The following is a 17,460-nucleotide window of genomic DNA, read 5'->3' on the forward strand; positions in this document are numbered from 1 at the left end:
GGTGCCCCGGCGGTGCCCTCAGTCACGGTTGAGGACCTTGGTGACAATCACCAGTGCGGCATCCACGGTCTGCTCAAAGTCCAGGTCCGAGGAGTCCAGCGTCACCACGCCGGAAGCAGCCTGGGTGAAGTTCACCACCGCTGAGTCCTTGGCGTCGCGGTGTGTGACCTGGGCTGCCAGTTCCGCGGCGTTCTGCGTGCCGCCGAGCTGGAGGCCGCGCCGGCGCAGCCGTGCTTCCTCACTGGCAGTCAGGAGCATGCGCACCTCAGCTCCGGGGGCGACGACGGTGGTGATGTCCCGGCCCTCCACCACCATGCGGCGGTGGTGCTTTTCGATCAGGTCGCGCTGGCGGCGGATCAGTTCGGTCCGTGCACCCAAGGTGGTGGCCACCGCGCTGACGGCGGAGGAAATGGCGGGCTCGCGGATGGCGTCCGTGACGTCCACGCCGTCCACCCTGACATATTCCTCGTTGGGGCTGGTGCTGACTTCCAGCACCAGGTCCCGCGAGGCCTGTTCCACGGCTGCGGCGTCCTCCAGGTCTATGCCGGTGGTGACGCAGTGCCAGGTGAGGGCCCGGTACATCGCGCCGGTATCCAGGTAGGCAATCCGCAGCCTCCGGGCCACTTCCTTGCTGACGCTGGATTTGCCGGAACCGGAGGGGCCGTCGATGGCAACAACGAGCGGCCGGCCGATGCGCAGGGCGCGCACGGATTCTAGGAGTTCTTGTGTCATTACTGAAGTACCCGCCATCCGCGGTCGTTGAGGGCTTCGATCAGGTGGTCATGCTTATTGGGCAGCACGGATATTTCCACCATACCGACGTTCTGTCCGGAGGAATGGTCAAGCCGCAGGTCTTCCAGGTTCACGCCGATCTCACCGATCTCGGTGAGCAGCTGCGCGATCTGGCCGGGCCGGTCGTCCACCAGCACGGTAAGCCAGGAATACGCCTGCGGCGGGCCGCCATGCTTGCCGGGGATCCGGGCCTGGCCGGCATTGCCCTCGCTCATCAGCTGGGCGAGGTCCAGCCTCGCCCCGGGCGCGGTGGGGTTTTCCAGCGTTCCGATCAGGCGGTTCAGGTCTTCCCGGACGCCGTAGAGGATGTCCACTACCTTGCCGGCGTTACCGCCCAAAATCTGCACCCACAGGGTGGGATCGCTGGCAGCGATCCTGGTGACGTCGCGCAGCCCGTTCCCCGCGAGGGACAACGCATGCAGCGGTGTCCCCTGCAGCCGGCTGGCCAGCAAGGAGGACATCACCTGGGGCAGGTGCGAAACAAGCGCTACGGCTTCGTCGTGCTCGTCCGGGGTGAACTGTGAAACGACGGCGCCCAGGTCCGTTGCAAGCGAGCGCGCAATCTGGAGGGCTGCTGCGGAGGTCTCCTCCGAGGGGCACACCACCCACGGCATGGACGTGAAAAGCTCACCGCGGGCCGCAACCGGTCCGGACTTTTCGCGTCCGGCCATGGGGTGCGTTCCCACATAACGGGCCAGGTCCGTGCCGCTGCTCCGAAGGCTCGACAGGATGCCTGCCTTAACGCTGGCGATGTCCACCACCACGGCGTCCGGGTAATCGGACAGCGCGGTGGTGACCACCTCGGCCGTGACGTCCGGCGGCGCCGCCACCACTACCAGCTGCGGTGCTGCACCGGCCAGCTCCGCGAGGGGCCGGCCGGCGCCGATGTCAACAGCCACCGCCTGGTTGGTGGGCGACGGGTCGGACAGGAAGACGGGGACGCCGCGGCCCCTCAAGCCCAGGCCGATACTCGTCCCCAGCAGCCCGGTGCCGATCACGACGACGGGCCCGTCCAAATGCCCGCGGCCGTGGCTCTTGAACGCGGACATGCCTCAGAGTCCTACGGACGCCAGCAGGTGGCCGACTTCCTGCTTGCCGAGGTTGCGGATGCTGCCCTGGCGCTGGTCGCCCAAACCGATGGGTCCCACCTTGACGCGGACCAGCCGCTGGACGGGGAAACCAACGGCATCGAACATGCGGCGGACGATGCGGTTCTTGCCGGAGTGCAGTACCACTTCGATCAGCACGTGCCCGGGGGTGGAGTCCACCAGGCGGAAGGAGTCAACGGCTGCCGGCCCGTCTTCGAGTTCCACGCCGGCCTTCAGCTGCGCGCCGATTCCCTGCGGGAACGGGCCCCGCACCTGGACCAGGTAGGTCTTGGGGACTTCGTAGGAAGGGTGGGTGAGGCGGTTGGCCAGTTCGCCGTCGTTCGTGAGGAGCAGCAGCCCCTCGGTGGCGACGTCGAGGCGGCCCACATGGAACAACCGCTCACCGGTGTTCTTGTTGCTCTTGAGGAAGTCGCTGATGCACGGCCGGCCATCGGGATCCTCCATGGTGGACACAACGCCCTTGGGCTTGTTGAACACCATGTAGACGAGGTTTTCGTCCAGCTGGATGCGGAGACCGTCCACGTGGATGACCGCCGTGGTGGGATCGATGCGCACCCCAAGCTCGGTTACTACCTGGCCGTCCACCTCAACCCGGCCTTCAGCGATCATCTCTTCGCAGACGCGCCTGGACGCAACTCCAGCGGAGGCCATGACTTTTTGCAGGCGTACGCCGTCGGCGTCGTGCAGCTCAGACTGGGGAACGTCGGTGCGGGGGCGCTTCTTGCGGCCCGGCTTCCGGACCGGCCCGAGGTTCTGCCCGAAGCGTTCGCTGCCGAAGGCGCGGGAGGCCGCTGCGCCGGGAGCACCCGTGCGGGGCTTGGGCTTCAGGGCACCCGGGGTTCCCGGAGCTTTCTTTGCGCCCGGCTTGCGGGCGGCAGGCTTCCGGGAAGAAGGCTTGCTGGACCGCTCCGGCGCGCCACCTTGCTGGGAGCCGGCCAAATCCGGGTCGATGAACCGTTCTTCGCGCGGTTTGGGGGCGCGCTGCGGCCGGTCGCTGCCGAAGCCCTGGCCGCGCTGGCCGCCGGCGGAACCTCCGCCGAATCCTCCGCCGGCTGTCCCCCTGCGGGGGGTGTTGCCCTGCGGCTTGTTCCGGTCCGCGCCGCCGCGTCCGGAGCTGTTACGTGGTGAACCCTGGCGTCCCGCCTGTGTCATGACCCGTCCTCTGCTGTTTTGGCCTGCAAAAGCTGTCCACGGACAACCCTAGCCAGCCGGGCAGAAATTATCTGCCCTGGTGGATATTCATCTGCAGGCCGGATTTTCCGGACCTACATTCTGTCGGCGTCGTAGAACTCCGCGATGCCTTCCAGCCCCGGGAGGTGCGGGGAAAGCTGCGGAAGCCCGGCCACAGAGCTGATTCCCATCCGTTCAAGGAAGTAGGAGGTGGTCCGGTAAAGGATGGCCCCGGACTCGGGATCCGTTCCCGCGTCCTCAATCAGCCCGCGTTGGGCAAGTGTCCGTACGACAGAGTCAACATTGACCCCGCGAATTGCAGACACCCGAGCCCGGGAAACGGGCTGCCGGTAAGCGATGACCGCCAGCGTTTCCAATGCCGCCTGCGTGAGCCTGGCAGTCTGCCCCTCGAGCACATACTTCCCGACGATGTCGGCGAAGTCCGGGCGGGAGTAGATCCGCCAGCCACCGGCGATGTTCCGCAATTCAAAACCCCGGGGGCTGGAGCCAAAGCCAGTTGAACTGGCCTGTTCCTCATCCGGGGCGTTAACAGTATACCCGTTGTAATCAGCCTGAAGATCCGCCAGCAACTCCCGGACCTCCCCCAGCGTCAGTTCCAGCCCGGCCGCCAGTTCATCTTCGGTGGCCGGCTGGTCAACCACCATGAGCACGGCTTCAAGCGCGGCTTTGGCGCCACCGGGCAGGTCGCGGAGGCTGGCTCGGGCATCGTCATGGCCCTCGGCGCTGTCAGCGGTGTTCACGGTTGTTCCTCATATTCTTCGCTCAGGTTTTCCGCCGACCAGTCGCGCTCCCCTGCCGTCCAGTGGATAGCCAGGTCCGCGAGCGGTGACAGCTGGTCGAAGGCCACGGCCCTGTCCCGGTACAGCTCCAGGAGGGCCAGGAACCGTGCCACCACCACCAGCGTCGAGTCGGCGTCTGCGGTCAGTGCCCTGAAGGTCAGGGGTGATTCATGCTGCAGTCGGATACCCAGGATCTCCGCCTGTTCCTTGACGCTGACAGTGCCGCCATGCAGGTGCCCCAGGCCAACCTCGGTTGGCTTCGGCGCCTTGGGCCGAAGGGCGGCTGCGGCGAGGGCGGCGAACTGCTCCGGGGTGTGCTTCCACACAAGCTCGGGAAGCATCGCTGCGAAATGCTCCTCGAGGGCCACCTGGCGGGGAAACCGCCGGCCTTCCTCGTGCAGGGTGCCGCCCAGGAGCCCTGCCACCTGCTTGAAGGCCTTGTACTGCAGCAGGCGGGCAAAAAGGAGGTCCCTGGCCTCCAGGAGGGCGATGTCTTCGTCGCTCTCCACCTCGCCGGCGGGCAGCAGCCGGGCCGCCTTCAGGTCCAGCAGTGTGGCTGCGATGACCAGGAACTCACTGGCCTCGTCCAGCGCCCAGTCCTGGCCAAGTTCCTGCAGCTTGCGGATGTACTTGATGAACTCATCGGTGACTGTCGCAATGGCAACTTCGGTGATGTCGAGCTGGTGCTTGGCGATGAGTCCGAGAAGGAGGTCGAACGGGCCGGTGAAGTTGGCCAGCCGCACCTCAAAGCCGGGTTTGGATTCGGCCACGGCGTGGCTAGGGTGCGCCGCCGCGCGAAATGAGCTCCTTGGCGAGGCGGCGGTAGGCGTCCGCTCCCACGTGGGTGCCGGCATAGCTGGTGATGGGCTCTGCGGCCACCGTGGCGTCCGCGAACTTGATGGAGCGCTTGATGACCGTTTCGAAAACCTTGTCCCCGAAAGCTTCCACCAGGCGGGTGATGACTTCCCGGCTGTGCAGGGTGCGGGCGTCATACATGGTGGCCAGCACGCCATCAACCTGAAGGCGCGGGTTGAGCCGGTCCTGGACCTTGTCGATGGTTTCAACCAGCAGTGCTACCGCGCGCAGGGCGAAGAATTCGCAGATCAGCGGGATGATGACGCCGTGGGCGGCGGTGAGGGCGTTGACGGTCAGCAGGCCGAGGGACGGCTGGCAGTCGATGAGGACGACGTCGTAATCGTCTTCGACCTTCTTCAGCGCACGGTCCAGGACCTGTTCGCGGGCTACCTCGTTGACCAGCTGCACTTCGGCAGCGGAGAGGTCGATGTTGGCAGGCAGCAGGTCGACGTTCTCCACGCCGGTGTGGTGGATGGCTTCGCGGATGTCCACCTTGCGGTCCATCAGGACGTTGTAGACCGTGAGGTCCAGTTCGTGGGGGTTGACGCCCAGGCCGGCCGACAGCGCACCCTGGGGGTCGAAGTCCACCAGCAGGACGCGCCGCCCGTATTCGGCGAGGGCTGCCGCGAGGTTGATCGTGGACGTGGTCTTCCCCACTCCGCCTTTTTGGTTGACCATGGCGATGACGCGCGCGGGCCCATGGGAGGGCAGCGGCGCGGGTTCGGGGAACTCACGCAATGGGCGACCCGTAGGGCCCATCACCGCGTTGTCGAGGTCGAATTCCGTGCCTTCCAGAGTTGCCGCACCCTGTTCGCTGCTCACGTATCTGTCCACACTTTCGATGACGGTGACTTGCTTGCCGCTGGATCCCCAGCGCCGTTCCTTCCCTCCAAGGCTACAGCCGCCGACACGGCATTCCGGGTAACTTGACTTTCTTCGAATGTTGAGCCTTGACCCTCTAGTTGAGGTCGAAGGTTGAGGCTTCTGATACGCGAAACGGCCCCCGGAGCGTGCTCCGGGGGCCGTTTGACTGCAAGGCGGGGTTAGGCGCTGGCGGCAGCCTTCGCGCCTTCTTCCTTCGGCGCAAGCTCGCCGTGCCCGGCGATCATGGTCTGCTCGTCGAAGGGCAGCTCGCCGGAGAGGACCCGGGTGACCTGTCCGCCGTCGATTTCCTTGACCCAGGTGCCGATCAGGATGGTGGCCACGGCGTTGCCGGTGAAGTTGGTCAGGGCGCGGGCTTCGGACATGAACCGGTCGATGCCAACGATCATGCCCACGCCGCCTAGCAGTTCGGGCTTGTGGGCCTGCAGGCCTGCTGCGAGCGTTGCCAGGCCGGCGCCGGTGACGCCGGCAGCACCCTTGGAGGCAATGATCATGAAGATCAGCAGCGAGATCTGGGCGCCGAGATCCAGCGGGGTCCCCATGGCATTGGCGACGAAGAGTGAAGCCATGGTCAGGTAGATGGCCGTGCCGTCAAGGTTGAAGGAGTAGCCCGTGGGTACCGTGACGCCGACGACGGGCTTGGAGACGCCCAGGTGTTCCATCTTGGCGATGAGGCGGGGCAGCGCTGCCTCGGAGGAGGACGTGGAGAAGATCAGGAGGTATTCGCGAGCCAGGTACTTCATCAGCTTGAAGATGTTGACGCCGGACACAACCTGCAGGATACCGCCGAGGATTACCACGATGAACAGTGCGCAGGTGATGTAGAAGGCGATCATCAAGGTGAACATGCTCACGATCGCCTGGAAGCCGGTCGCACCAACCACGGCGGCGATGGCACCAAAGGCGCCGACGGGAGCCAGCCACATGATCATGATCAGGATACGGAAGACGAGCGCCTGGCCGTGGCCGATGGCCTTGAGGATGGGAGCGCCCTGCGGGCCCATCTTCTGCAGCGCGAAGCCAACGAGGATGGCTGCGAGGAGGGTGGGAAGCACGGGGACGTCACTGGGAATGATCCCCAGCAGGAAGTCCACGGTGCTGTCCGTGGCGGCCTTCTTGTTGGGATCGTACGGCGTGAGCTTGAGTCCCTCACCCGGGTGGATCAGGTTGCCCACCACCAGGCCGATGGCCAGGGCGAAGGTGGACATGACCACGAAGTACGCAAGCGCCAGGCCGCCCACCTTGCCGACGGTGGCGGCTTTGGCGATGGAGCCGATGCCCAGGACGATGGTGCAGAAGATGATGGGCGCGATCATCATCTTGATGAGCTTGATGAACCCGTCGCCCAGCGGCTTGAGGGATTTGCCCACTTCGGGGAACAGCAGGCCGACGACGGCGCCCAGGATAACGGCGGCAATAACGGCGATGTAGAGGTAATGCGATTTGTCCAGGCCCTTGCGCCGCGGCGCCGCGGTGTTCAGGGACTCTCCCCGTTGAGAAGCCATGATGTGTCTCCTTTGGATAATCTGATAGACGCTGCGGCACAGTCACTGGGCTCACACGTCCTGCGGTGTGATATCCATCATTGGCCACACCGTGATCCAGCTCACCGTTGCGTTCATATTGGTCGCGGCGCAGGTGCTGGGTGACCCAGCCAGGCGCCCGGAGACGGAGGGAAAGGTACTGATGATCCACCGCTGGAGTATCGCCCGCCGGCTCTTTGTGGCGAACCTGTTGATTGTGGTGTCCTTCATCGCCGTGGTGGGAACGGCGGCCTACGTGGACGCCCGGGACCGGACGTACAGCGAAGCGGGCCTGCGGATGACCGGCATCGCCACTTCGATCGCGTCCAACCCGCTGGTGCTGCAGGCCGCCGGGACCCGGGACCCGTCGTCGATCCTGCAGCCCTATGCCCTCGACGTCATGGAGGAAGCCCACGTCGATTTCATCACCATCATGGCCCCGGACCGGACCCGCTGGACCCACCCGCGGAACGAGGAGCTGGGCAAGCCCTACATCGGGTCCATCGATGCGGCGCTGCGGGGTGAGACCTTCACCGAGGTCACCTCCGGCACCCTGGGCCCCTCCGTGCGCACCATAGTTCCGGTGAAGGACGACGCCGGCACGGTCCGCGCCCTTGTGGCCGCCGGGGTGACGGTGGGCACCGTCGACGTCGCCTTCGCGGCGCGCCTTCCGGCCCTGGCCGCCATCGGCCTCGCGTTGCTGGTGGGTGGCTCGCTGGCCTCGTGGCTTCTGGGCCGGTACCTCCGGCGGGTCACCCGCGGGTGGGGGCCCGAGCAGCTCTCCCAGCTGTTCGCCTACTACGAATCCGTACTTCACTCTGTCCGCGAGGGCCTGATCCTGATCGACACCCGGGGACGGGTGGTGATGTACAACGACCAGGCTGCAGAGCTGCTCGGCCTTGCCCAGACCGGCAGCAGCGACCCCACCCGGCCGCCGTCGCTGTCAGACCTTCCACTCGACGAGGGACTCCGCAACCTTTTCGAGTCCGGGCGCCCTGCCAATGACGAGATTGTCCTTACCGGATCACGGGTCCTGGTAGTCAACCAGGGCCCGGCCAAGGGGCCGGAACCCTTCGGACCCCGGGGCAGGACACCCGTGTACGGTACGGTGGCCACCCTCCGCGACCGGACGGAGATCGAGGCGCTGGGCAATGAGCTGGAAACCATGCGCACCCTTTCCGATGCCCTGCGGGCACAAACCCATGAGCATGCCAACAGGCTGCACACCATGGTGTCTCTGCTGGAATTGGGACGGACCCAGGAAGCACTGGATTTCGCCACGAAGGACCTGGAGTTGAGCCAGCAACTGACCGACGACATGGTCAGTTCGGTGGACGAACCGGTCCTTGGCGCCTTGGTGATGGGCAAGGCGGCCGAAGCGCACGAACGCGGGGTGCACCTGGAAGTCACCGCCCTCGGATCCGGCACGTCGGCAGGGATCGCGGTGCAGGACCTGGTCACGGTCCTCGGCAACCTGCTGGACAACGCCATCGACGCCGCGGCCGACGCTCCCCCGCCGCGCCGGGTGGAGCTGACGGTAGAGTCGGACGTTGAGGGGCTGGATATCGCCGTCCACGACTCGGGGGCCGGCATCGATCCGGCGTCTGCAGAGAACATGTTCCGGCATGGTTTCAGCACCAAACCCGCCGGCCCGGGCGGGCGCGGCATAGGCCTGGCTTTGGTCCGCCAGGCTGTGCAGCGCCTGGGCGGCTCGCTGGTCATCAACGGGCGCCGGGGTGCCAAATTCGAGGTGTTCCTGCCGGCGGCGGTGGCGCCGGAGGCGGCCGTGCCGGAGAATTCACCCGGTGCGCGGAACAGGGATACCGGAACTGCTGCCGGGACAGACGCTGCCGGAAAGGGAGCATAAAGCGTGAGCAACATTCGCGTCCTCGTCGTTGAGGACGAAGCCATCGCCTCGGCCGCCCACGCGGCCTACGTTGGACGGCTGCCGGGCTTTGAATTGGCGGGCACGGCGCCCGACGGGCAATCGGCGCTGCGGCTGCTGGGCGAGTTCGCGGCATCCGGCAGTCCCGTGGAACTCGTCCTGCTGGATATGAACCTCCCGGACCTGCATGGGCTGGACATTGCCCGCCGCATGCGTGCGGCCGGCCTGCTCGCGGACATCATCGCGATCACCGCCGTCCGGGAGCTCGCCGTCGTGCGCAGCGCCGTAGCCATCGGCGTGGTGCAGTACCTCATCAAGCCGTTCACCTTCGCCACGTTCTCGGACAAGCTTGAGAGTTACCGCCAGTTCCGGCAGCAACTGGCGGACGGCACGGGCGCGGCAGGAAAGGCCGGAGCCTCCCAGAGTGAAGTGGACCAGGCCTTCGCAAGCCTGCGGGCGCCTTCCGAGCTTCCGCTGCCCAAGGGGCTGTCCACCTCCACGCTGGACTCCGTCAAGGACTTCCTCAAGGCACAGCAGAATGCCGTGTCCGCCACAGAGGTCATGGATGCGCTGGGGATGTCCCGCGTCACGGCGCGCCGCTACCTTGAGTACCTGGCCGACGCCGGAACGGTGCAGCGGACGGCCAGGTACGGAACCCCGGGGCGTCCGGAGAACGAGTACCGCTGGAGCGGACGCTGAGAAGGTCCAGGTCAGGGCTGCAGTGGTCCTTGTCCCGGGGTTTCCGGCCGCAGTGTTCCGATGAGCTGCTCGATGACCCCAACGTCCTCGATGGTGGACGGCACGGTGTAGTCCACGCCGTCGGCAATCTGCCGCATCGTCTTGCGGAGGATCTTCCCTGACCGCGTCTTGGGCAGCGCATCCACCACGGTGACGTGCTTAAAGTCCGCGACAGCCCCGATGTCGCGCCGGACCATGGCCACCAGTTCGGCGGCCAATACGTCGTCCTGAACGTCGACGCCGGATTTGAGGACCACATACCCGCTGGGGCGCTGGCCCTTGAGCGGATCAGCAAGGCCGATGACGGCGCACTCAGCCACGGCGGGGTGCTGGCCGATCACCTGCTCCATCGCTCCGGTGGAGAGGCGGTGGCCGGCGACGTTGATGATGTCGTCCGTCCGTCCCATGACGAAGACGTAGCCGTCGCCGTCCCGGAAGCCGGAGTCGCCGGTGGCGTAACAGCCCTCGAAGGCCTGCAGGTAGGACGAGACGAAGCGTTCGTCGTTTCCCCAGAGGGTGGTCAGCGTCCCGGGCGGCAACGGCAGCCCCAGCACGATGTTTCCTTCAACGTCCGGCTCCACTTCCTCTCCCAGTCCATCAACGATCGCCAGCCGGAAGCCGGGCATCGGGACGCTGGGAGAACCTGCCTTGATGGGCAGTTCCTCCAGCCCGCGGGGGTTGGCGCAGATGGCCCATCCTGTTTCCGTTTGCCACCAGTGGTCCACCACCGGGACCCCCAGGGACCGGGAAGCCCAATGGAAGGTGTCGGTATCCAGCCGCTCCCCCGCCGTGAACAGGGTCCGCAGGCTGGAAATGTCGTAGTCCCGCAGCAGCGTTGCCCCGGGGTCTGCCTTCCTGATGGCACGCAACGCAGTAGGGGCGGTGAACAGGACGTTGACCCGATGGTCCCGGACCACCCGCCAGAAGGCTCCGGCATCAGGGGTTCCCACCGGTTTTCCCTCGTACAGCACGCTGGTGGCCCCTGCCAGCAGCGGTCCGTACACGATGTAGGAGTGCCCCACCACCCAGCCAACGTCCGACGCGGTCCACATGATGTCGCCCGGCCCGGCGCCGTAGATGTTCCTGAGCGTCCAGTCCAGCGCGACGGCGTGCCCGCCGTTATCGCGCACCACGCCCTTGGGCGTCCCGGTAGTGCCGGAGGTGTAAAGGATGTACAGGGGATCGGTGGCCGCCACGTCAACGGGCCCAGCAGGCGTGGCGCCGGCTACCTCCGCATCCCAGTCCAGCCACCCATAGTCAGCGGCTGACGCGGCGAAGCCCTCCCTGGCTTTGGTGATCACGGGAAGGCCGGGCACGCCGGCCAGGGCGAGCGCCTCCGCCACGGCGGGCAGGTACTCGATCCTGCGCGCCGGCTCCAGTCCGCCGGAAGCCGTTACCACCAGCACCGGCTGTGCGTCACGGATCCGGGCTGCGAGTTCCTTGGGCGCGAATCCGCCAAAGACGACAGAGTGGACGGCGCCGAGGCGGGCGGAGGCAAGCATGGCGATGACGGCCTCCGGAATCATCGGCATGTAGATCACCACGCGGTCGCCCTTGCCGACACCCCGGTCCCGCAGGACGCCGGCGAAGTCCGCCACGAGCCCGGTCAGCTCCGCATAGGTGAAGCGGCGTTGGGTGCCGAGCATTGCCGAATCGTAGATCAGGGCGTCCTGGCTCCCCCGGCCGGCCTCCACGTGGCGGTCCAGCGCGTTGTACGAGGTGTTCAGGATGCCGTCCGGGAACCAGCCGTACAGCGGTGCCCGGCTCGCGTCCAGTGCCTGCCGGGGCGGCGTGGACCAGCCCACCCTTGCAGCGGCGCCAAGCCAAAAAGCGGCTGGCTCAGCGAGGCTCTTTTCGTATGTTTCCCGATAGCTGTCAAGCATGAAAGTGCATCCCGTCCACGACGTTGTGTTGCGGCAATGCTAGCCAAGGAACAGCCTTCAAACAAGGGTTATGTATACAACAGTTGCTCTTTTCGGGACAATATCTCGGGTTCTGCTGGATTTTCAGGCAACGGTGTATACACTGAAGGAGTTCAGTTACCGAAGGAGTTACCGATGCGCGCCAGCGACAGGGCCTACGCCGCCCTCCGGGACGACATCACGGAATGGCGGCTGCTTCCCGGCACGGTCCTGGGCGAAGTGGAACAGTCCGAACGCCTCGGCGTCTCGCGCACGCCTCTACGGGAGGCGCTGGGCCGGCTTACCGCGGAAGGGCTGACGACGGCAGGCGGCCGCGGCGTCGTCGTCACCGACGTTTCGCTCGACGACATCGACGAACTGTTCGAACTCCGCGAAACGCTGGAATGCAGGGCTGCCGCGTTGGCGGCAGAACGCGGAGATGCCGCCGTCTTCCTCCAGCTGCAGAAGGAGCTCCTTGAGGCGCCGGCGCTCATTGACGGCAGCGACCCGGGACGGCACGAGTATTACGGCCTGGCCGGGCGCCTCGACGCCGCCATCGATGATGCAGTGGCCAATGCCTACCTCATCCAGGCCATGCGGGCCCTCCGGGTGCATCTGGTCCGGGTCCGCAGGCTCGCTGCCGACGACGCGGAGCGGCTCACCGCAGCAGCGGCTGAACATGCTGCCATCGCGGAAGCCATCGCTTCCCGCAACCCCCGCCTGGCTGAAGCAGCCACCACCCTCCATCTCCACCGCAGCCTGACGCACGTCAAAAATACGCACACACCTCATCACAGGGAGAACCATGGTTAAGCAGCACCACGTCCGCGTCTACAAGAGCGAAGAAAACCTGGCCCGGGAAGAGCAACTGGCCCACAAGATCGCCGCCGTGGCCGCCGATCCCGTGGAGGTGGTGCCGGAGGTGACCGAAATGGTCATCAACCGCATCATCGATAACGCGTCAGTGGCCATCGCGTCGCTGAACCGGGCGCCGATCGTCGCCGCCCGCGCGCAGGCCCTCACCCATGCGCCAAGCACCGGCGGCAAGGGTGCCAAGGTGTTTGGCATCGGCGAGCGCGTCTCGCCCGAGTGGGCTGCGTGGGCCAACGGCGTGGCCGTCCGCGAACTCGATTACCACGACACGTTCCTGGCCGCGGACTACTCCCACCCCGGTGACAACATCCCGCCCATCCTGGCCGTCGCGCAGCACACGGGTTCCAGCGGCGCCGACCTGATCCGCGGCATCGCCACCGGCTACGAGATCCAGGTGAACCTGGTGAAGGCAATCTGCCTCCACAAGCACAAGATCGACCATGTGGCCCACCTCGGCCCCTCGGCGGCGGCCGGCATCGGCACCCTTCTGGGCCTCGACGTCGAAACCATCTTCCAGTCCGTAGGCCAGGCACTGCACACCACCACCGCCACCCGCCAATCCCGCAAGGGCGAGATCTCCACCTGGAAAGCCCATGCACCCGCATTTGCCGGGAAAATGGCAGTCGAGGCGGCAGACCGTGCCATGCGCGGACAGACCTCCCCGGTGCCGATCTACGAAGGCGAAGACGGCGTGATCGCCTGGATGCTGGACGGTCCGGACGCCTCCTACGAGGTACCCCTGCCCACCCCGGGTGAGGCCAAGCGCGCCATCCTGGATACCTACACCAAGGAGCACTCGGCTGAATACCAGGCCCAGGCGTGGATCGACCTCGCCCGCAAGCTCCACCGCGAGCACCCGGAAACCACCAACCCCGCCAATGTGGCCTCGGTGCTGATCAAGACCAGCCACCACACCCACTATGTGATCGGCTCCGGCGCGAACGACCCCCAGAAGTACTCCCCTACCGCGTCCCGGGAAACCCTGGACCACTCCATCCCGTACATCTTCACCGTCGCGCTCCAGGATGGCGCCTGGCACCACGTGAATTCGTACGCCCCCGAGCGCGCTGCACGGCCGGACACCGTGGAACTGTGGCACAAGGTCACCACCGTCGAAGACCCCGAATGGACCCGCCGCTACCACTCCCTGGACATCGCCGAGAAAGCCTTCGGCGGTTCCGTGGAAATCACCCTCACCGACGGCACCGTCATCACGGACCAGATTGCCGTGGCAGACGCCCACCCGCTGGGTGCACGGCCGTTCGCCCGCGAACAGTACGTCAACAAGTTCCGCACCCTCGCGGCCGGGCTCGTGGAGCAGGCCGAGATCGAAAGGTTCCTCGCCGCCGTCGAACGCCTCCCGGAACTCGCCGCCGGCGAGCTGGACCAGCTGAACATCACCGCCGCCCCCGGCGTCATCGAACTGGGCGCGGCACCGAAGGGACTGTTCTGATGCTGTATTCGAAGACCACCCCGGAACAGAAGCGGGCCGCACTGCGTGGGATGCTCGCCTCCGGCACCATCCAGCAGTTCCCGGGAGCGTTTAACCCACTGTCCGCACGGCTGATTGAGGAAAAGGGCTTCGCGGGCGTCTACATCTCCGGCGCCGTCCTGGCCAACGACCTTGGCCTGCCGGACATCGGGCTGACCACCCTGACAGAAGTGGCAACCCGCGCGGGGCAGATCGCCCGCATGACCGACCTGCCCGCCATTGTGGACGCTGACACAGGCTTCGGCGAACCCATGAACGTTGCGCGCAGCATCCAGGAACTCGAAAACGCCGGCCTGGCAGGCTGCCACATCGAAGACCAGTTCAATCCCAAAAGGTGCGGCCACCTGGATGGCAAGAACGTGGTGGACCTGGACACCGCCGCCAAACGCATCCGGGCCGCCGCCGATGCCCGGCGCGACCCCAATTTCCTTATCATGGCCCGCACCGATATCCGTGCGGTGGAAGGGCTCGCAGCTGCCCAGGACCGCGCCCGCGCCCTGGTGGAGGCCGGTGCCGACGCGATCTTCCCGGAGGCCATGAAGGACCTGTCCGAGTTCCAGGCCATCCGGGACGCCGTGGATGTGCCGATCCTCGCCAACATGACCGAGTTCGGAAAGAGCGACCTGTTTACGGTGGAGCAGTTGCAGTCGGTGGGCGTGAACATGGTGATCTACCCGGTCACCCTGCTGCGCATTGCCATGGGAGCTGCAGAGCGTACGCTGGAAACGATCAAGGCAACAGGATCACAGGAAGCACAGGTGGAGAACATGCTCACCCGTGCGCGCCTCTATGACCTCGTGGACTACGAGGCGTACAACCGCTTCGATACCGGCGTTTTCAACTTCCAGATTCCCGGCGTCCGGTAGGACCCGGGATCCCCGCAAGAACGAAGGAGTTCAATATGGCTGCTGAAGATATCAAAAAGGGCCTGGCCGGCGTCGTGGTGGACTACACCGCGGTCTCCAAGGTCAACCCGGACACGAACTCCCTGCTGTACCGCGGCTACCCCGTCCAGGAACTGGCCGCCAGGTGCAGCTTCGAGGAAGTGGCCTACCTGCTGTGGAACGGTGAACTGCCTGACGAAGGGCAGCTGGCGGAGTTCACGGCACGGGAGCGTGCCGGGCGGGCGCTTGACCCGGTAGTCAAGCAGGTCATCGACGCGTTGCCGGCCACGTCCCACCCGATGGATGTCTGCAGGACAGCGGCCTCCGTGATGGGGGCCCGCCACCCGCTGGCGGAGGACTCGTCGCGCGAGGCCAACATGGCCAAAGCCGTGGACCTATTCGCCGCCATGCCGGCGGTAGTGGCCTACGACCAGCGCCGCCGCCACGGCCAGGACCTGGTGGAACCGCGTGAGGACCTGGGGTATTCGGCGAATTTCCTGTGGATGACCTTCGGCGAGGAACAGGTGCCCGAGGTTGTGGAGGCGTTCAACGTCTCGATGATTCTCTACGCCGAGCACTCCTTCAACGCCTCCACCTTCACCGCACGCGTCATCACCTCCACGCTGTCCGACCTGCACTCGGCGGTCACAGGAGCGATCGGGGCCCTGAAAGGTCCGCTGCACGGCGGGGCGAACGAGGCCGTGATGCACACCTTCGACGAGATCGGCATCCGGCAGGAGGAGTCCCTCGACGAGGCGGCAGCCCGGGCGAAGGCCTGGATGGAGGATGCCCTGGCAAACAAGAAGAAAGTCATGGGCTTCGGCCACCGCGTCTACAAGCACGGCGACTCCCGGGTGCCCACCATGAAGGCCGCCCTGGACAAGATGATTGCCCACTACGGCAGGCCCGAACTGCTGGGGCTGTACAACGGGTTGGAAACGGCGATGGATGAGGCCAAGGCCATCAAGCCGAACCTCGACTACCCGGCCGGGCCCACCTACCACCTGATGGGCTTCGATACGCCGACGTTCACTCCCTTGTTCGTGGCCAGCCGCATCACCGGCTGGACAGCACACATCATGGAGCAGCTGGATTCGAACTCGCTGATCCGCCCGCTGAGCGAGTACAACGGCGCCGAGGAACGGCACCTGCCCTAGCCTTTCGGCGGGACGTACGACGGCGGTGCGGCACCCGGGTGCCGCACCGCCGTCGGGCGTTAACGGCCTGGAAGTTTTGGGAAGGCCTGCAGCCTAGGGAAGGACGCTGCGGGAGGACGCGACGGATTCGTTGTCCGCGTCCATGGTGACCACGACGTTGACCGTGCCGCCTTCGAGCACCACGGGCAGCCAGTGGTCAGCGTCCTGCCACATCCGGTCCACCGGAAGGGTATCCACCCGGAACCACTCTGGCAGGATCTCGTCGCTGGGCTGCGGGTCACCGGTCCAGGTACGGGCGGTGAAAAGGGTGGTTTTCATGTCCCACTCCGGCCTGGCGGGAAACACGAAGTGCACGGCTCCCGCATCCGTGAGGTCCCCCTGCTGCAGCACCACGCCGGTTTCCTCCTGGACTTCCCGGATCACGGCCTGCACGCTGGTCTCCCCCGCCTCAACGTGCCCGCCGATGCCCACCATCTTGCCCCTGCCGAAACCGGTCTGCTTCAGGCCCAGGAGCACTTGCGGGCCGTCGGCACCGTCGCGGAGCAGGAAGCAGAGGGTCACATCGGCTGCGGTCATTTTCCCAGCCTAGCGGGGCCTTCAGTGAGGGCAGCCCGCGGCACGTGGACTGCCCCCGCATGGCGGCCGGGGCGTTGCTACAGTGAGGCCCATGAGCATGGCCGGAGAGGAACATCCCGCCCCCGCCCGCAAGGCCCGCACCCTGCACGGAAGCGGTGTCCGGTTACCCGAGTGGGTGGTCCGGAATCCGCTGTATGCCGGCTGGCTGTGGACCGGTTCGTGGGCGCTGCTGATCGTTGCCGACGAATTCGTGGACCTCGCAGGCTGGACCTGGTACGTCTTCGTGGGGATGGCGGCCCTGCCCACCCTGGGCTGCACGGTGGCGGTACTGAACGCCACCCCGCGCCGCTACCTCCGTCCGGCCAAGGAGTCCGTGCTCTCGCACTTCTTTGTCCGGTTCCTGGCACTGACCGCCGCGTTCCTGGTGTGGGGCGTCTCGGTAGTGGCCAGCGCATCGATTTCCACCACCGTGCAGGCGCTGGCCGGGGACTCGGAGCGTGCCGTCACGTCCCTGGGCCTCAACCTCCTGGTAGCTGCTGTCCCGCTGGTGGTCACTGTCCTGTGGATGGCCCTGATCATCAGGTGTGCCTGGTTCCTACGCCGCCTCCGTGGCTGGCGCCAGTCACCCGAAGGCACTCGGCTTCCCAAGAAGTTCCTGAGGGGATCGCCCCGTGCCCGACGGGTGGTGGTGGGCCTCGCCCACCCGGGCCTGCTCCTGGTGGCCGGGCTGGGCACCTCCATTTTGGCCCTGTTCCTCGGCGCCGTGGAACTCACGCTCAACGTGATGGAATGAACCGGTTCCCGCCGGAGAGTTCCAGCCGGG

16 protein-coding genes are annotated in these 17,460 nt (G+C 66.2%); 7 read left to right on the top strand and 9 right to left on the bottom strand.

All coding sequences use genetic code 11. The features are described from left to right. Nucleotides 1-18: 18 nt before the first annotated feature. The 7 genes from cmk to AC1DBN_RS17465 all read right to left on the bottom strand — a co-directional run bounded on the left by cmk (nt 19) and on the right by AC1DBN_RS17465 (nt 7,113). Nucleotides 19-732, bottom strand: coding sequence for a (d)CMP kinase (gene cmk, locus AC1DBN_RS17435; protein ID WP_091719438.1), 714 nt, complete (start codon nt 730-732; stop codon nt 19-21). Next, entirely contained in the window at nt 732-1,841 is a 1,110-nt protein-coding gene (locus AC1DBN_RS17440; protein ID WP_091719436.1) for a prephenate dehydrogenase, read from the bottom strand. Before AC1DBN_RS17440 ends, cmk begins: the two co-directional genes overlap by 1 nt. A 3-nt stretch (nt 1,842-1,844) precedes the next feature. Continuing rightward, nucleotides 1,845-3,053, bottom strand: a complete 1,209-nt coding sequence (locus AC1DBN_RS17445) for a pseudouridine synthase (protein WP_477723776.1) — start codon at nt 3,051-3,053, stop codon at nt 1,845-1,847. Nucleotides 3,054-3,166: 113 nt separating this feature from the next. Then, nucleotides 3,167-3,832: an SMC-Scp complex subunit ScpB gene (gene scpB / locus AC1DBN_RS17450; RefSeq protein ID WP_091719432.1), complete on the bottom strand. Its 666-nt coding sequence runs from the start codon at nt 3,830-3,832 to the stop codon at nt 3,167-3,169. Then, nucleotides 3,829-4,641, bottom strand: coding sequence for a segregation and condensation protein A (locus AC1DBN_RS17455; protein WP_091719430.1), 813 nt, complete (start codon nt 4,639-4,641; stop codon nt 3,829-3,831). Before AC1DBN_RS17455 ends, scpB begins: the two co-directional genes overlap by 4 nt. A gap of 7 nt (nt 4,642-4,648) precedes the next feature. Continuing rightward, nucleotides 4,649-5,548, bottom strand: a complete 900-nt coding sequence (locus tag AC1DBN_RS17460; RefSeq protein WP_045732436.1) for a ParA family protein — start codon at nt 5,546-5,548, stop codon at nt 4,649-4,651. Between the two features lie 221 nt (nt 5,549-5,769). Then, nucleotides 5,770-7,113, bottom strand: coding sequence for a cation:dicarboxylate symporter family transporter (locus AC1DBN_RS17465; RefSeq protein ID WP_091719428.1), 1,344 nt, complete (start codon nt 7,111-7,113; stop codon nt 5,770-5,772). Nucleotides 7,114-7,294: 181 nt separating this feature from the next. Here AC1DBN_RS17465 and AC1DBN_RS17470 point away from each other — a divergent pair, with 181 nt between their 5' ends. Both AC1DBN_RS17470 and AC1DBN_RS17475 read left to right on the top strand, forming a co-directional pair. Next, nucleotides 7,295-8,998 (top strand): sensor histidine kinase, encoded by a 1,704-nt coding sequence (locus AC1DBN_RS17470; RefSeq protein WP_091723933.1) that lies wholly within the window; start codon nt 7,295-7,297, stop codon nt 8,996-8,998. Between the two features lie 3 nt (nt 8,999-9,001). Then, nucleotides 9,002-9,715: a response regulator gene (locus AC1DBN_RS17475; RefSeq protein ID WP_091719426.1), complete on the top strand. Its 714-nt coding sequence runs from the start codon at nt 9,002-9,004 to the stop codon at nt 9,713-9,715. Between the two features lie 11 nt (nt 9,716-9,726). On the opposite strand, the gene AC1DBN_RS17480 is transcribed toward AC1DBN_RS17475, so the two are convergent. Then, nucleotides 9,727-11,637, bottom strand: a complete 1,911-nt coding sequence (locus AC1DBN_RS17480) for an AMP-binding protein (RefSeq protein WP_091719424.1) — start codon at nt 11,635-11,637, stop codon at nt 9,727-9,729. Nucleotides 11,638-11,811: 174 nt separating this feature from the next. On the opposite strand from AC1DBN_RS17480, the gene AC1DBN_RS17485 reads away from it, so the two are divergent. From AC1DBN_RS17485 to AC1DBN_RS17500, 4 genes are read left to right on the top strand one after another with little or no spacing between them, the layout of a single operon-like run. Then, the gene (locus tag AC1DBN_RS17485) at nt 11,812-12,468 is read left to right on the top strand and encodes a GntR family transcriptional regulator (RefSeq protein ID WP_091719422.1); all 657 of its coding nucleotides are present in this window, start codon (nt 11,812-11,814) and stop codon (nt 12,466-12,468) included. After that, the gene (locus tag AC1DBN_RS17490) at nt 12,461-13,981 is read left to right on the top strand and encodes an MmgE/PrpD family protein (RefSeq protein WP_091719420.1); all 1,521 of its coding nucleotides are present in this window, start codon (nt 12,461-12,463) and stop codon (nt 13,979-13,981) included. The genes AC1DBN_RS17485 and AC1DBN_RS17490 overlap by 8 nt, the downstream gene beginning before the upstream one ends. Next, nucleotides 13,981-14,886, top strand: coding sequence for a methylisocitrate lyase (prpB, locus tag AC1DBN_RS17495; RefSeq protein WP_091719418.1), 906 nt, complete (start codon nt 13,981-13,983; stop codon nt 14,884-14,886). The genes AC1DBN_RS17490 and prpB overlap by 1 nt, the downstream gene beginning before the upstream one ends. A gap of 35 nt (nt 14,887-14,921) precedes the next feature. After that, nucleotides 14,922-16,061, top strand: coding sequence for a bifunctional 2-methylcitrate synthase/citrate synthase (locus tag AC1DBN_RS17500; RefSeq protein ID WP_091719416.1), 1,140 nt, complete (start codon nt 14,922-14,924; stop codon nt 16,059-16,061). A 93-nt stretch (nt 16,062-16,154) separates the two neighbouring features. On the opposite strand, the gene AC1DBN_RS17505 is transcribed toward AC1DBN_RS17500, so the two are convergent. Beyond that, on the bottom strand, nt 16,155-16,637 hold the full coding sequence (locus AC1DBN_RS17505; protein ID WP_091719415.1) for an 8-oxo-dGTP diphosphatase: 483 nt from the start codon (nt 16,635-16,637) through the stop codon (nt 16,155-16,157). Nucleotides 16,638-16,728: 91 nt separating this feature from the next. Here AC1DBN_RS17505 and AC1DBN_RS17510 point away from each other — a divergent pair, with 91 nt between their 5' ends. Further along, entirely contained in the window at nt 16,729-17,430 is a 702-nt protein-coding gene (locus AC1DBN_RS17510) for a hypothetical protein (protein WP_091719413.1), read from the top strand. Nucleotides 17,431-17,460: the final 30 nt, after the last annotated feature.

This window comes from Pseudarthrobacter sp. 10T415, assembly GCF_056394175.1.